Source organism: Ruegeria conchae (assembly GCF_000192475.1).
Lineage (GTDB): Bacteria > Pseudomonadota > Alphaproteobacteria > Rhodobacterales > Rhodobacteraceae > Ruegeria > Ruegeria conchae.
Genome location: NZ_AEYW01000013.1, coordinates 370,287 through 383,521, shown reverse-complemented (window position 1 = coordinate 383,521; position 13,235 = coordinate 370,287). Strand labels below are relative to the sequence as shown.

The 13,235-nt window shown below is 56.4% G+C and carries 13 protein-coding genes; 5 read left to right on the top strand and 8 right to left on the bottom strand.

Annotated elements, in window-relative coordinates; all coding sequences use genetic code 11:
- The first annotated feature begins 316 nt into the window (after positions 1 to 316).
- Complete coding sequence (locus G7G_RS0113825; RefSeq protein ID WP_010442026.1) at positions 317 to 1,243, top strand: DMT family transporter; 927 nt, start codon at positions 317 to 319, stop codon at positions 1,241 to 1,243.
- A gap of 130 nt (positions 1,244 to 1,373) precedes the next feature.
- On the opposite strand, the gene G7G_RS0113820 is transcribed toward G7G_RS0113825, so the two are convergent.
- Complete coding sequence (locus G7G_RS0113820; RefSeq protein WP_010442025.1) at positions 1,374 to 1,973, bottom strand: superoxide dismutase; 600 nt, start codon at positions 1,971 to 1,973, stop codon at positions 1,374 to 1,376.
- A gap of 101 nt (positions 1,974 to 2,074) precedes the next feature.
- Between G7G_RS0113820 and G7G_RS0113815 the strand changes: the two genes are divergently transcribed.
- A complete protein-coding gene (locus G7G_RS0113815; RefSeq protein ID WP_010442024.1) occupies positions 2,075 to 2,842 on the top strand; it encodes an FkbM family methyltransferase in 768 nt (255 codons plus the stop codon).
- A 110-nt stretch (positions 2,843 to 2,952) separates the two neighbouring features.
- Here G7G_RS0113815 and G7G_RS0113810 read toward each other — a convergent pair whose 3' ends face one another.
- The 4 genes from G7G_RS0113810 to G7G_RS0113795 all read right to left on the bottom strand — a co-directional run bounded on the left by G7G_RS0113810 (position 2,953) and on the right by G7G_RS0113795 (position 8,247).
- Positions 2,953 to 3,519: a sarcosine oxidase subunit gamma gene (locus G7G_RS0113810; protein ID WP_010442023.1), complete on the bottom strand. Its 567-nt coding sequence runs from the start codon at positions 3,517 to 3,519 to the stop codon at positions 2,953 to 2,955.
- A complete protein-coding gene (locus tag G7G_RS0113805) occupies positions 3,512 to 6,526 on the bottom strand; it encodes a sarcosine oxidase subunit alpha family protein (protein WP_010442022.1) in 3,015 nt (1,004 codons plus the stop codon). Before G7G_RS0113805 ends, G7G_RS0113810 begins: the two co-directional genes overlap by 8 nt.
- Before the next feature lie 70 nt (positions 6,527 to 6,596).
- Positions 6,597 to 6,926, bottom strand: coding sequence for a sarcosine oxidase subunit delta (locus tag G7G_RS0113800; RefSeq protein WP_010442021.1), 330 nt, complete (start codon positions 6,924 to 6,926; stop codon positions 6,597 to 6,599).
- A gap of 76 nt (positions 6,927 to 7,002) precedes the next feature.
- A complete protein-coding gene (locus G7G_RS0113795) occupies positions 7,003 to 8,247 on the bottom strand; it encodes a sarcosine oxidase subunit beta family protein (RefSeq protein WP_010442020.1) in 1,245 nt (414 codons plus the stop codon).
- Between the two features lie 177 nt (positions 8,248 to 8,424).
- Here G7G_RS0113795 and ccmI point away from each other — a divergent pair, with 177 nt between their 5' ends.
- The 3 genes from ccmI to G7G_RS0113780 are packed head-to-tail and all read left to right on the top strand — an operon-like array spanning position 8,425 to position 10,366.
- The gene (gene ccmI, locus G7G_RS0113790) at positions 8,425 to 9,654 is read left to right on the top strand and encodes a c-type cytochrome biogenesis protein CcmI (protein WP_010442019.1); all 1,230 of its coding nucleotides are present in this window, start codon (positions 8,425 to 8,427) and stop codon (positions 9,652 to 9,654) included.
- Entirely contained in the window at positions 9,651 to 10,115 is a 465-nt protein-coding gene (ruvX, locus tag G7G_RS0113785) for a Holliday junction resolvase RuvX (RefSeq protein WP_010442018.1), read from the top strand. Before ccmI ends, ruvX begins: the two co-directional genes overlap by 4 nt.
- 17 nt (positions 10,116 to 10,132) lie before the next feature.
- Positions 10,133 to 10,366: a DUF1289 domain-containing protein gene (locus tag G7G_RS0113780; RefSeq protein WP_010442017.1), complete on the top strand. Its 234-nt coding sequence runs from the start codon at positions 10,133 to 10,135 to the stop codon at positions 10,364 to 10,366.
- A 499-nt stretch (positions 10,367 to 10,865) separates the two neighbouring features.
- On the opposite strand, the gene G7G_RS0113775 is transcribed toward G7G_RS0113780, so the two are convergent.
- Genes G7G_RS0113775 through G7G_RS0113765 form a run of 3 tightly spaced genes read right to left on the bottom strand, consistent with a single transcriptional unit; the run spans position 10,866 to position 13,234 of the window.
- Positions 10,866 to 11,594: a SpoIIAA family protein gene (locus G7G_RS0113775; protein ID WP_010442016.1), complete on the bottom strand. Its 729-nt coding sequence runs from the start codon at positions 11,592 to 11,594 to the stop codon at positions 10,866 to 10,868.
- Between the two features lie 36 nt (positions 11,595 to 11,630).
- Complete coding sequence (locus G7G_RS0113770) at positions 11,631 to 12,416, bottom strand: hypothetical protein (protein ID WP_010442015.1); 786 nt, start codon at positions 12,414 to 12,416, stop codon at positions 11,631 to 11,633.
- Positions 12,410 to 13,234: a sulfite exporter TauE/SafE family protein gene (locus G7G_RS0113765; protein ID WP_010442014.1), complete on the bottom strand. Its 825-nt coding sequence runs from the start codon at positions 13,232 to 13,234 to the stop codon at positions 12,410 to 12,412. Before G7G_RS0113765 ends, G7G_RS0113770 begins: the two co-directional genes overlap by 7 nt.
- Between the last annotated feature and the right edge of the window lies 1 nt (position 13,235).

The window sequence follows — 13,235 nt, the reverse complement described above, 5'->3', positions numbered from 1 at the left end:
TTTCAGCTTCGTGCGAATGAAGACACCCACGCGCAACAGCTTTGTTTTTCAATTATTTGGCGGTTCTCTCCCTCCGCCTGTATTAGCTAGGCATTGGGAGGTGTAGTACAATACGTGTTCAGATTAATTCGAATTTATGAGCGAGAGTTTACCAGTGAACTAACTAGCGGCGAGGGGGCTATGAAATTAGCAGAGAAAGCCGATCAGCACTTTTGGCGCCATATTTGCGAAAATTCAACGTCTGCATTGCGGGACTTTCACGCCATTCATTTGTCTTGATGATGTCAACCATGGAGTGGCGTGATAGTTACGATGAATGAAACAACAAACTTCAGTCAGGCAGAATGCGACACCCTATGCCCTTGCGGTCATTGGTGTGCTTTTTGCATCCATCTGTTTTGGCTTGGTCCCTTACTTTAGCCGTGGGCTAACTGATCAAGGTCTCGCGCCCTACGCGGTTGCTTTTTATCGGTATATATTGGCAGCGATTGTCCTGCTGCCAGCACTTCTGATGCATCGCTCAAAGTGGCGGGAAATCCTCTGGGGTGTGATTGCAGGCGCAGTCATGGGTCTTGGCTGGGTCGGCTATGTCACGGCTCTTGAGACTGTTCCTGCATCGACAGTTGGTGTCCTCTATATGACTTACCCGGTGTTTACGATCGCCATCGCATGGATGCTTTTTGGTGATCAACCAACGCGGCGCAGCCTTGTTGCAGCTGGATTGATAGTTATCGCTGCGATAATTGCAGGGTCCCCGGCATCCGTGCCGCCGAATCAGGTTCCAATTCTTATCATCTCATTAGCGGCGCCGTTCGGGTTTGGCTTTGGCATATGCGTTCTCGTGCACCGCCTCTCGCGCATTGTGCCTTTGGCCAGAATTGCGTCCGTCTCGCTTGGTTCCGTCATTGGCCTTGCTCCTCTCATTTTCTCATCCGACGCTGGTGAAATTCTGCCAAAAAGCGGGAACGGCTGGCTTCTGGTCGTTGGCTTCGGCCTTGTGACTGCGCTTGTTCCACAACTGATTTACACCGTCTGTTCGCCTATCATCGGTGCGACGCGCACCGCTGTGATAGGCAGTATTGAACTGCCCACGATGTTCGCCGTTGGAGTTCTTGCCTTTGGTGAAGTGATCACGGTGGCGCAGGCGTTTGCGTGTGCGCTGGTTTTGGGTGCTATAGCTCTCACTCAAAGTCGCTCAACACGAACTGTAACGACCGTGATCAGCAAGGAGCCAGAAAGGTGACTTTGGGCTCTAATCGTTCATTGAAACTAAATAGAATTGCCGACTTCTTGCCAGTCCTGGATAAATAAACAAAAAGGCCTACTCGCTTTCGCAAGCAGGCCTCTGAGAAGGTCACTCTCCGATCAACCGATCACATCCGCGAGGCGACGTTTTCCCAGTTCACCAGGTTGTCGAGGAAGTTCGACAGATACGCCGGACGCTTGTTGCGGAAGTCGATGTAATAGGAATGTTCCCATACGTCGCAACCCAGCAGTGCGGTCTGACCAAAGCACAGCGGGTTCACGCCGTTCTCGGTCTTTGTGACAGCCAGCGAGCCGTCGGCATTCTTGACCAGCCATGCCCAGCCCGAACCGAACTGACCAGCACCGGCAGCGCTGAACTGCGACTTGAATTCGTCAACCGAACCGAAGCTTTCGGTCAGAGCCCTCTCCAGTTCGCCGGGCATGGCGTTGCCGCCTGGGCCCATCATCTCCCAGAACTGATTGTGGTTCCAAAGCTGGCTGATGTTGTTGAAAATACCGTTCTGCGCGACGGCGTTTGCGTCGTAGGTGCCAACGATGATCTCTTCCAGCGACTTGCCGTCCCACTCGGTGCCGGCGATCAGCTTGTTGCCGTTGTCGACATAGGCCTTGTGGTGCAGGTCGTGGTGATATTCCAGCGTTTCCGCCGACATACCCTTGGCTGCCAGCGCGTCATGTGCATAAGGAAGATCAGGAAGTTCAAAAGCCATGTCGGCCCCCTGTTGAAAATGAATGTTGCGGTTCCAAAGGTTAAATGCTTTGACAGCCGCCGCAGGTCAAGGCCCGCGACACAAAAACCCGGAGGTCCGCGATGCTGACACAGGCGCGCAAAATGTTCTATCGCGCCCGCGGATACTATGCGGGCAACCTGAACGGTGAGCACTTTCGTCTGGACCCCTATCACTCGAAATTCTGGCGCAAGGCATCAGCCGGGGAGTGGGAACCCGAGACATTTTCAGTGCTGGACCAATATCTGTCGCCCGCGCAGGATTATCTCGATATTGGTGCGTGGATCGGCCCCACGGTCCTCTATGCGGCGCGGCGCGCTCGCCATGTATGGTGTTTTGAGCCTGACCCAGTGGCTTACCGCCACTTGGTCTGGAATCTAGAGTTGAACGACATCCGCAACGTATCAGCTTTCAGCATCGCCTTATCTGATGGATTTGGGGTGACCCGAATGGCATCTGCACACGGAGAGGCAGGCGATTCCACCTCATCATTGCTCCACGATGGAAGCCATGGCACTGACGCACTGACCGTCGGTTGGGATCAATTTTCTGAATCCATAGACCTGACTAATGTTTCTTTGGTCAAAATGGATATTGAAGGCGCTGAATTTTCGGTTCTGCCCTCTCTGCTTCCCTGGCTGGAAAAAGAAAGCCCAGCGCTGTTTCTCTCAACGCATGCACCTTATCTTAGCGCAGATTACCGTGGCGCAGCCATGAACAAACTATCAGAAGACCTAGCCTTCTATCCCCATTGCCACGACCCACTTACTGGCGAAACCGGCAAATCAGCCCTCACCAGCCAACGGGCACTCACCCAGTTCCCGACCTTCCTGTTCAGCGCGAACTCCTGACGCTGAGAAAAGGTGATCCGCACTTCATCTGGCCCAAGGTATCCTGGGGGTGAGGCCGCAGGCCGAGGGGGCAAAGCCCCCTCACCCATATATCATCAGGCGATCAGGGATTAATAAACCCCAACCTCACTACCCGGCTGCGCTGCAACCTTCAGCAGTTTGAAAACATAGTACGCCGCCGAGCGGAAACAGACAATGCGGAAGGTCTCGGCGTCATCCATCCAGAAGGCACCGGCCACCTGCGCCAAACGCGAACGGCGGATCTGGCCGGGTTGGAATGCCTCGGCCGACAACTCAACCGGAGCCAGCTTGCCCAATATCTCGCGCGCATTCGCGCCCGAAACACGGAATACGGCCCGCGCGTCGGAGACGTTGACCGCCAGCGCGTGCGTACCGCTCAGCGCGTTGGTCATCGCGGCCAGCTTGGCCTCAACCTCGGCATAAGGCACCAGCACCAGCAATTCGTCGGTGGACATCCAGCAAACACCGGTGTCGCCATCCACAAACGCTTCACGCTGACCAGGCACTTTCTGCCCGGTGGCATCTTTGACAGCCTTGGCCAGTACCTTGTCCGACAGATCACCGCGCAGTGTGATCATGCCCTGCAGGCCGCATTCCTCGATCTTGGCGATGCCATCATATGAGGCGTGGTTCAGTGCGCTGATGGGTTCAGACATTCTGCTTCTCCCCGTCCTTGTCATAGAAGATCGGGTCCACGATCTTGGCTTTGTAGGTTTTGCCATCGGTGCCCGGGAACTCGACCACTTCGCCCATCCGATCCGGGCCATGCTTGATCAGGCCCATAGCAATGCCTTTACCCAGATTGGCCGAATAATAGGTCGAAGTTACACGCCCGATCATATTACGCTGACCGTTGGCATTGACGCCTTCGCCCACCGCATAGGCGCCGTCCGGCAGAACCGATCCATCCACAGTCTCAAGACCGACTAATTTCCAGCGTTCTGGATCGGCCATATGGCTGCGCGAATGGGCACGTTTTCCGAGATAGTCCTCTTTCTTCTTCGACAGAGCCCAGTGCAACCCCAGATCTTGTGGGATCACGGTGCCGTCGGTCTCATCGCCGATCATGATAAAGCCCTTCTCGGCCCGCAGGATGTGCAGACATTCGGTGCCGTAAGGCATCACGCCGAACTCCTGCCCAGCCTCGATCAGAGCGTCCCAGAACGCCTGACCCTGAGAAGCGGGAACCGCGATCTCATAGGACAGCTCGCCAGAGAACGAGATGCGGTAGGCCCGCGCGTCGAACTCTCCGATCTTGCCATCGCGCCATTCCATGAATGGCAGCGCCTCTTTCGATAGATCCATGCCGCCAAGCTTTTCCAGCACCTTGCGCGCGTTGGGGCCTACCACGGCGACCTGAGCATATTGCTCGGTGACGTTGGCGACATAGACCTTCCAGTCCCACCACTCGGTCTGAAGCCACTCTTCCATGTGACCATGGATACGCTCCGCACCACCTGTGGTGGTGTGGCACAGCCATGTGTCCTCGTCGATCCGTGCAACAACGCCGTCGTCGATCAGGAAACCATTTTCCGAACACATCAGGCCATAGCGGCATTTGCCAATCTTCAGCGTGGACATCATGTTGGTGTACATCATGTCCAGGAACTTACCTGCGTCGGGGCCTTTGACGATCAGCTTGCCCAGCGTTGAGGCATCCAGCAGACCGAGATTTTCGCGGGTGTTCTTCACCTCACGATTCACCGCGTCATGCACGGACTCACCGGGACGCACATAAGCATACGTCCGACGCCAATGAACGACCGGTTCCCAATCAGCGCCATTTTTGTCGTGCCAATTGTGCATCGGCGTCTGCCGGATCGGCTGGAACACGTCACCGCGCGCTTCGCCACCAATCGCACCCATCGAAATGGGCGTATATGGCGGGCGGAAAGTAGTGGTTCCCACTTTCGGGATCTCGGACTCAAGCGCATCAGCCAAGATCGCCAAACCATTGATGTTACTCAGCTTACCTTGATCCGTCGCCATGCCCAGAGTGGTATACCGCTTGGTGTGTTCAACACTCTCATAGCCTTCGCGGGCTGCTAGCTGCACATCAGAGACTTTGACGTCATTCTGGAAGTCGAGCCATGACTTCATGCGTAGCTGAATCTCTGCATTGGCAGGCATGAGCCAGACGGCTTCCATCGCAGCTTCTTCGGTGGTTTCACCAACAGGAGTCTTGGTGTTCTTGGGTTTGAAACCCGCTGCTTTGGCGGCTGCTTTACCTGCCGCATGTGCATCAGTCAGAACCTCGGCCAATGCCAGCGGTCCGTTCGACGCCCCAGCTGCAACGACGAACCCTTCACCATTGGCACCCAGAGGCGGACGCGCCGGGTCGGGGCGGAAATGGACCTGGGCCTCATCCCAGATCAGCTTGCCACCACAGTGCGACCACATGTGAACAACTGGAGACCAGCCGCCCGACATCGCAACCGCATCACACTCAACCTCTTCGCGCGCGCCGCCGATGCCGTTCTGGTTGCAAAGCTCGACCTTTTTCACGCGCTTGCCGCCTTTGACCTTTGCAATCGCCTTGCCCGGATCAACACGGATGCCCAGCTGTCGCGCCTCTTCTGCCATTGGACCTGCGGTATCGCGCGCATCGACCACACGCAGAACATCTACACCTGCCTGCTTCAGAATGATCGCCGTGCGATAAGCATCGTCATTGTTCGTCGCAACGATGACCCGCTCACCCGGAGTCACACCCCAGTTGACCACATAGTCGCGCATAGCTGCGGCCAGCATCACACCTGGTACGTCATTCCCAGCGAAGGAAAGCGGTCGTTCGATTGCCCCTGTCGCCGTAACCACCTGATTGGCGCGGATCCGCCACAAACGGTGACGCGGACCTTGGGTGCCGGGTTTATGGTCGGTTAGACGTTCGTATCCCAACACATAGCCGTGATCATAGACCCCTGCCCCAATGCAACGGTTGCGCATGGTGACGTTGTCCATTGTTTCGAGTTCGGAAACTAATTGTTCCACGAACTTATCCACAGGCTCACCGCCGACAGTTCCGCCATCAACCGGGGCGCGACCACCCCAATGGGCGGTTTGCTCGATCAGCAACACCTTGGCACCCGACTGCGCAACCGTTTTGGCGGCTTGAAGACCTGCGATACCACCACCAATCACCAGAACATCGGTGAAAGCATAGAAGTGTTCGTAGGTGTCCGCGTCCTTGGTTTCCTTATCCGGCGCTTTGCCCAGGCCCGCCGACTGACGGATGAAAGGTTCATACACATGTTTCCAAAATGGCTTCGGGTGGATGAACATCTTATAGTAGAAACCGGCCGGCAAGAACCGTGACAGATGCGTGTTGATTGCACCAATGTCGAACTCAAGGTTCGGCCAGTGGTTCTGCGACACCGAGGTCAGACCATTGAACAGTTCGGTCGTGGTCGCGCGCTGGTTCGGTTCGAAGCGGCCGCCCTGCCCCAACCCGACCAGAGCGTTAGGCTCTTCCGCGCCGCTGGCAACGACGCCGCGCGGACGGTGATACTTGAAAGACCGGCCCATCATCATCTGGTCATTGGCCAGCAGAGCCGAGGCAAGCGTGTCACCTTCGTAACCCTGCATCGAGGTGCCATTGAAGGAAAAGTTGACCGGTTTCGACCGGTCGATTAGCCGGCCTTGTTTTGCGAGACGGGTGCTCATAGTGCGGACCTTTCGCGGGTGGAGGCGTCAGAGGAGCCTCCGGCGGGAGTATTTTTGAAAAGATGAAGCATCAGGAGAACTCTCTCCACGTCCATCCAGGGCGTTTTGCGGTGATGGCGTCTTTGATTTCTTTTGGCGGCTCGGTGGTCTGGGCGGAATAGGTCCCGAACACCTCGAGTGATTGGGTGCAACGGGCGGCGTGAAACCACTTGCCGCAACCGTTGGCGTGGCGCCAGCGTTCGAAATGAACACCCTTGGGGTTTTCACGCATGAACAGGTAGTCATGGAATTCGTCATCAGACGAACCAGGGCCAAAGCGCTTCAGATGCGCCTCGCCACCAGCAGCCAATTCAGTTTCTTCGGCGTCGACGCCGCAATAGGGGCAATTTAGGATCAGCATATGTTCATCCTTTTGGCGGTTGGTCGACAACTTGGCCGACCAGAATTCTAATCAGTGGCGCGTTTGGGGTGTACCCCTAGTGCGCCACCCCGGCGGCGACGCTTTCGTCGATGAAGCGGCCCTCTTTGAAGCGGTCGAGCGAGAAGGCTTCAGTCAGCGATGAGTGGCCGGTCGCCATCAGCTGTGCCATGCCCCAGCCGGATCCCGGAATCGCCTTGAAGCCTCCGGTGCCCCAGCCACCGTTGATAAAGCAGCCCTGCAACGGCGTCTTCGACAGGATTGGAGACCGGTCGCCAGTCATGTCCACGATACCACCCCACTGGCGCAGCATCTTGAGGCGCGAGATCATCGGGAAGGTCTCAACCAGCGCGCGGACGGTTTCCTCAATGTGGTGGAACGAACCGCGTTGGGTGAAGTTGTTATAGGCATCTGTACCGCCACCGATCACCATCTCGCCCTTGTCGGACTGAGACATATAACCATGCACCGTGTTGGCCATGACGACCACATCCATGCAGGGTTTGATTGGCTCGGACACCAGCGCTTGCAGGGCAACGGCCTCGAGCGGCAGACGAAATCCCGCCATCTCGGCCAGCTGACCGGAATGGCCCGCAACTACGATTCCCAGCTTGTCACAATCGATGGCACCCTTGGTGGTGTCGACACCGACAACGCGGCCATTTTCCTGACGCACGCCGGTAACTTCGCACTGCTGGATGATGTCCATACCCATTGCGGAACATGCACGTGCATAGCCCCACGCCACGGCATCATGGCGCGCGGTGCCGCCACGCTCCTGCCAGAGCCCGCCCAGAACCGGATAGCGCGGGCCTTCCAGATTGATGATCGGCACCAGCTCTTTCACGCGCTCGGGTCCAATCCACTCGGTCTGAACACCCTGCAGCGCATTCGCATGCGCGGTGCGCTGATAGCCGCGAATCTCGTGCTGAGTCTGCGCCAGCATGATCACGCCGCGCGGGCTGAACATGATGTTGTAGTTCAACTCCTGGCTAAGATCCTCATACAAGCCGCGCGCCTTTTCATAGATCGCCGCTGAAGGGTCCTGCAGATAGTTCGAACGGATAATGGTCGTGTTCCGGCCCGTATTGCCACCGCCCAGCCAGCCCTTCTCGATCACTGCAACATTCTGAATGCCGTAGTTCTTTCCAAGATAGTAAGCAGTTGCCAGACCATGACCACCTGCACCGACGATGATAGCGTCATAGCGCTTTTTCGGTTCAGGAGAACGCCAGGCGCGTTCCCACCCGGTATGGTAGCGCAGCGCTTCGCGCGCCACAGCAAAGGCTGAGTAGTGTTTCATGAGCGAATCCGTTCGGTCTTCGATGATTGGCGCAGATATGCCGTGCATTGACATATTAGCCCTGCCGCACAACGTCGCAATAATGCACTATTGCGACATGACCGCCCCTAGCGGCCATTTGTCCCTTTTTTCCATGCGCAGACAGGTCTAAGTCAGGGCAACCATTTTGGAGGGACCATGTCGTTTTGGGTTCTCATCTTCCTGATTGCACTGCTCATCGCCGTTTTTTTGGGTTACACCATGCTGCGCGGTCGTCGCGGCACTGGCCCTACCGCCGCCTATGACCTGCGGGTCTATCGCGAACAGCTGACAAGCGTTGATCGAGACTTGGCGCGCGGGGTAATCGCAAAAGCCGATGCCGAACGCGTGCGCACGGAAATCTCGCGCCGAATCCTGGCTGCTGATGCGCAGATGCGCGGCGAGGCTGAAAGTACAGGACCATCACCAACAGTCACCTTGGTGGCCTTCGTCGTCATGGCGGCCATACTGATTGGTGGAGCATTGGTAATGTATCGCCAACTGGGCGCTGCCGGATTTCCAGATATGCCACTCTCGGCGCGGTTGGAATTGGCAGAAGAACTGCGCGAGAACCGGCCTGGCCAGGCAGAAGCCGAGGAATTAGCAACGCCGGTGCAAGCACCGCCACTGGACGAAAGTTACGAAAACCTTCTGAATCGATTGCGCGAAACAGTGGCCGTACGACCGGATGATCTGCAGGGGCAAACTCTGTTAGCGCAGCATGAGACCAATGCCGGAAACTTTAAAGCAGGTTATGAGGCGCAGACGCGTGTAATCGAACTGTCGGGTGAAAGCGCACCGGCACAAGCTTACTCGGATCAGGCCGAGATGATGATTCTGGCCGCTGGTGGTTATGTCTCTCCCGAAGCGGAGGAGGCATTGCGATACGCGCTCGAGCGAAATCCAAGATTGGGTCCTGCGCGATATTATTGGGGACAAATGCTGGCGCAGACCGGACGACCAGATATGGCCTATCGGGTTTGGGTGGATACATTGCGCGACGCACCTGCAGGTGCGCCTTGGGCAGACGCCATTCGTGCCCAGATCGACGATTTGGCGTTTCGCGCAGGGGTATTCAACGCGCCGGATCTGTCTGCAACGCCAGCGGCACCAGGTCCCAGCCAGGAAGATATGGACGCTGCCGCCGAGCTATCGCCCGAAGAACGTCAGGACATGATACGAGGAATGGTGGATCGGCTTTCTGAACGGCTTGCCAGCGAAGGTGGATCGCCCGAGGAATGGGCGCGACTGATCGCAGCCTTAGGCGTATTGGGCGAAGCGGCGCAGGCGATAAAAATTCGTGACGAGGCTGTTGCAGTTTTCGCGGGTAACGATCAGGCGTTGCAAATGATCGACGCTGCATCAGTTCAGGCTGGTATAGCACAATGATCCACGATGCCTTCGAGGAATTCGCCGCCGCCCTTTCACCGATGTCGGCCCTCATGGGTCTTGATCTGGGCGAGAAAACCATTGGGGTTGCGGTGTCCGACCGAATGCGTGGCGTTGCGACTCCGCTTGAAACCGTTCGTCGTAAGAAATTCACGCTGGATTCCGCGCGTTTGATCGAGATCGTGACCGACCGTGAGATTGGCGGTATTGTCTTAGGGCTGCCTCGCAACATGGACGGCAGCGAGGGACCAAGATGTCAGTCCACGCGTGCATTTGCCCGTAATCTGGCACGTTTAACCGATCTGCCCATCGGGTTCTGGGACGAACGGCTTAGCACGGTTGCGGCAGAAAAAGCACTGTTGGAGGCGGATACGACACGAAAACGTCGCGGACAGGTTATCGATCACGTCGCCGCCGGCTATATCCTGCAAGGGGCGCTGGACAGACTGCGCTTTCTTTGACGGATCGGATATCGCCAATGACGAACATGGTTTGGAAACGGGACGAGGTCGAAAGCCCTTGCATCCAGATCTGCGTCGTTCACCCGACCGAGCGTATCTGCACTGGTTGCTATCGTACAATTGACGAGATCTCGCGCTGGTCCAAAATGAATAGCAGCGAACGGGCCGAGATTATGCAAGACCTTCCCGAACGCAAACCGCGTCTGGCCAGGCGTCGTGGCGGGCGTGCCGCACGTTTGGGCAATTCATAAAACTATATGTCAGAATTTAGCTTTCTGAGTTGGTGGTAATTCTTGGAGCACATTTCGGTCTCGTAATTCTGCGCCGAACAATTCGACCAATTCAGCCCGATTTGCCGCTTGTTTCAAGTTTTTGCGCGCTTCATCTGGGACGCTGCTGACTCGAGGTCGATCCGACCTTTCCCAAATCAAAATTCGGTTCAAAACTGAGCGGAGTTTCATCTTAGGGCCAGATCAAAAAAATAACCGCGCCGCTGTGGTTCAGACCCGAACTCTGAGGGGGTAGAAGAGCCCGGAGACCGAAGGTCGAGTGAGTGGCAGCCCACAGCGGCGCGAAACAGTTTTCACCCTTCCCTCGCAACGTGGGAAAGATAAAACGCACACTTTAATTTTTTGACCAGCCAGTCAATAAAAACGTACTCGATTGCCTGCATTCCGTAACGTCACCTTGGAAAAGATCAATTTGGCGCCGGTCAAGGCATTGTTTCCAATAGCTATTACTTGAGCAAGCTTACCCTGCCGCAAGCCAGGTTTTCGCATTTTCGAACTCTTCTGCAGGAAAATACTGTGTCCGGGTCCCCAATACGTGACTGGCCATGCGTTGCGCCATCTTTTGCCAGCTCTTATCGCCAACAATCGCTGCACGGTCCAACATACCGATATGACCAGCGGCCAACCGAAAATGCGCCGCCATCGCAGTAAGTCCTTGCCAGCCATCAAATTCGCGCAGATCAATCAGGAGACGAAATCCGTCGCGTTCACGCAACATTGCATCCAGGTCGGATTGCGCCTGACCGTATTCTTCAGAATCAAGCTTGCCCATCAGACTAATCTGAACACACGGCCCACCTAGATCGGTCACATGGATCGCCCCGAGAGACTCACGCATCCAGCGGCGCGCCTCTTCCACTTCATCCATCCCAAAAACCTGCACAGGGCACGGAAGTATGGGGGCGGCCAATCGGATACTTGTCTGAACCCAGCCTTGATCGGCGACAACCCCGATCCGATCAAAACCACGCCAATGACTGAGCCCCAGCTTGGTATCAGACCATGCCGCGCCGAGGTCGTATCCTTTGAACTCAGGCGTTGCGATCGCCAGCAGGCGAACCGAATCGTGATCCTCAAGCGCCGCCTCGATTGCGGGCACCAATGTGGCGGCGTAATCCGCGCTTGTCACCTCGCCTGAAAGCTCCACTTCGATCAGCGCACCATCAGAATTTGTATGAACTGTAATCATCTAAATCATCCTCCAAAGCCAAATAATGGCAGGAGGTTACGGAGTTTCCAGCCATTGTGCCACACCGCCCGGCAACTCGGGGCGGAAATAGGCGATCATCCGTCCATCGGGCCCGGCAACCGCGTCAGCGCCCCAGGGGGCAACACCATGCAGACAGTGACGATGCAACAGATAGGCCTCACCCGGCCGTGCAGGCAGTTCAATCCGCCGACAGTTTTGAAACACCTCCAGTCGGGCAGCCTGATAGGTATCCGTGATATCAGTGTTGGCCAATTCGCCCGAAGAGACATCTTTCAGCGCGTTGCGGAACGCTGCACCAAGTATTTTATGGCTACCATCCCAAACCACCATGGGTGAGGCATCACAAGACGCTTCTGTCAGCGGAATGCCCAATATCCAGGCATGCGGTTCATCCACGTGCCGTCGCCGGTCTGGTCCCGATGGCTTCAATCCATCCACATGCGCTGCATCGCGATTGGCGCGATATCGTGCGGCGGCTTCACTTTCACCCCGGCGGGGCTGAGGATACCCCGGATAAATGACCGATACCTGCGCCTTATGCAGGTCGATCGCCCCGAATTGTTGCTGCGCGAACTCAATAGCCGCGCCGGACAATGCTGGCGACCCTTCTACCCTGCCCTGCGCGTCGTTTTCCAGCGCGTCCACGCCGATGAACCAAGTCCCCTCGCAATCATGCCAGATAGAATGTAGCGGATCGTCGATCGCCTTGCGGGCCGTAGGCAGAACCTGCGCCACCCACTGAGCGAGTGCTGCATCATGAGAAAACCTGACCCAACCGCGGTTGTAAAAGGCGTCTACCATCCCAGAGCCTTGCGCAGCATATTCAACGCCACGAGCGTAAGGAAGACAGCAAATACGCGTCTAAGCGGTTTCGGGTCCATCGCATGAGCAAGCTTTACGCCCCATGGCGCAGTGATCATGGTCATGGCCACAACGATACTGAAAGCCACCAGATTGACCGCTCCAATGGTCAGAGGCGGGCGATGCTCAGGTGCGATGTTAAGAAATAGAAAGCCCAGCACCGATGGCACTGCGATGATCACGCCAAATCCAGCGGCGGTCGCAACTGCGCGATGGATCGGGGTGTTGTAGAGGCTCATGAGTGGGACACCAAAGCTGCCCCCGCCGATCCCCATTAAAACCGATAGAAATCCGACCGAGGGGGACAAGGCGGCGCGGCGCAAACCTTTGGGCATCGCTTCCCCCAGCCTCCATTCGGACTTACCCAATCCCAGATAGGCTCCGATAACCATACCAAGAATACCGAATAACGCCTGCAACAACTCTGTTCTCAGCGCCGAAGCCACCAGAACGCCGATAATCGCACCAGCCGCAATGCCCGGCCCCCAACTGCGCAAAATATCCCAGTCAACTGCACCTTTTTTGTTATGGCTCAGCACCGAGCGGACAGAGGTTACAATTATAGTCGCCAGCGAAGTTGCCAGACACAATTGCATCAACTGTGGGCCGCCATATCCAAGTGTTTGAAACGCATAGAAGAAAGCAGGCACAAGCACGATACCGCCCCCAACGCCCAACAACCCGGCCAAAACCCCTGCGAAGGCGCCAATGACAAGCAATAGCCCCAGCATCTGGGCCAGCAACATCGTATCCGGCATC

What these genes read in the sequence shown, in the direction of transcription:
- G7G_RS0113825 (WP_010442026.1), top strand. Translation starts at nt 317, where the DNA reads ATGAAACAACAAACTTCAGTCAGGCAGAATGCGACACCCTATGCCCTT.
- G7G_RS0113820 (WP_010442025.1), bottom strand. Translation starts at nt 1,973, where the DNA reads ATGGCTTTTGAACTTCCTGATCTTCCTTATGCACATGACGCGCTGGCA.
- G7G_RS0113815 (WP_010442024.1), top strand. Translation starts at nt 2,075, where the DNA reads ATGCTGACACAGGCGCGCAAAATGTTCTATCGCGCCCGCGGATACTAT.
- G7G_RS0113810 (WP_010442023.1), bottom strand. Translation starts at nt 3,519, where the DNA reads ATGTCTGAACCCATCAGCGCACTGAACCACGCCTCATATGATGGCATC.
- G7G_RS0113805 (WP_010442022.1), bottom strand. Translation starts at nt 6,526, where the DNA reads ATGAGCACCCGTCTCGCAAAACAAGGCCGGCTAATCGACCGGTCGAAA.
- G7G_RS0113800 (WP_010442021.1), bottom strand. Translation starts at nt 6,926, where the DNA reads ATGCTGATCCTAAATTGCCCCTATTGCGGCGTCGACGCCGAAGAAACT.
- G7G_RS0113795 (WP_010442020.1), bottom strand. Translation starts at nt 8,247, where the DNA reads ATGAAACACTACTCAGCCTTTGCTGTGGCGCGCGAAGCGCTGCGCTAC.
- ccmI (WP_010442019.1), top strand. Translation starts at nt 8,425, where the DNA reads ATGTCGTTTTGGGTTCTCATCTTCCTGATTGCACTGCTCATCGCCGTT.
- ruvX (WP_010442018.1), top strand. Translation starts at nt 9,651, where the DNA reads ATGATCCACGATGCCTTCGAGGAATTCGCCGCCGCCCTTTCACCGATG.
- G7G_RS0113780 (WP_010442017.1), top strand. Translation starts at nt 10,133, where the DNA reads ATGACGAACATGGTTTGGAAACGGGACGAGGTCGAAAGCCCTTGCATC.
- G7G_RS0113775 (WP_010442016.1), bottom strand. Translation starts at nt 11,594, where the DNA reads ATGATTACAGTTCATACAAATTCTGATGGTGCGCTGATCGAAGTGGAG.
- G7G_RS0113770 (WP_010442015.1), bottom strand. Translation starts at nt 12,416, where the DNA reads ATGGTAGACGCCTTTTACAACCGCGGTTGGGTCAGGTTTTCTCATGAT.
- G7G_RS0113765 (WP_010442014.1), bottom strand. Translation starts at nt 13,234, where the DNA reads ATGCCGGATACGATGTTGCTGGCCCAGATGCTGGGGCTATTGCTTGTC.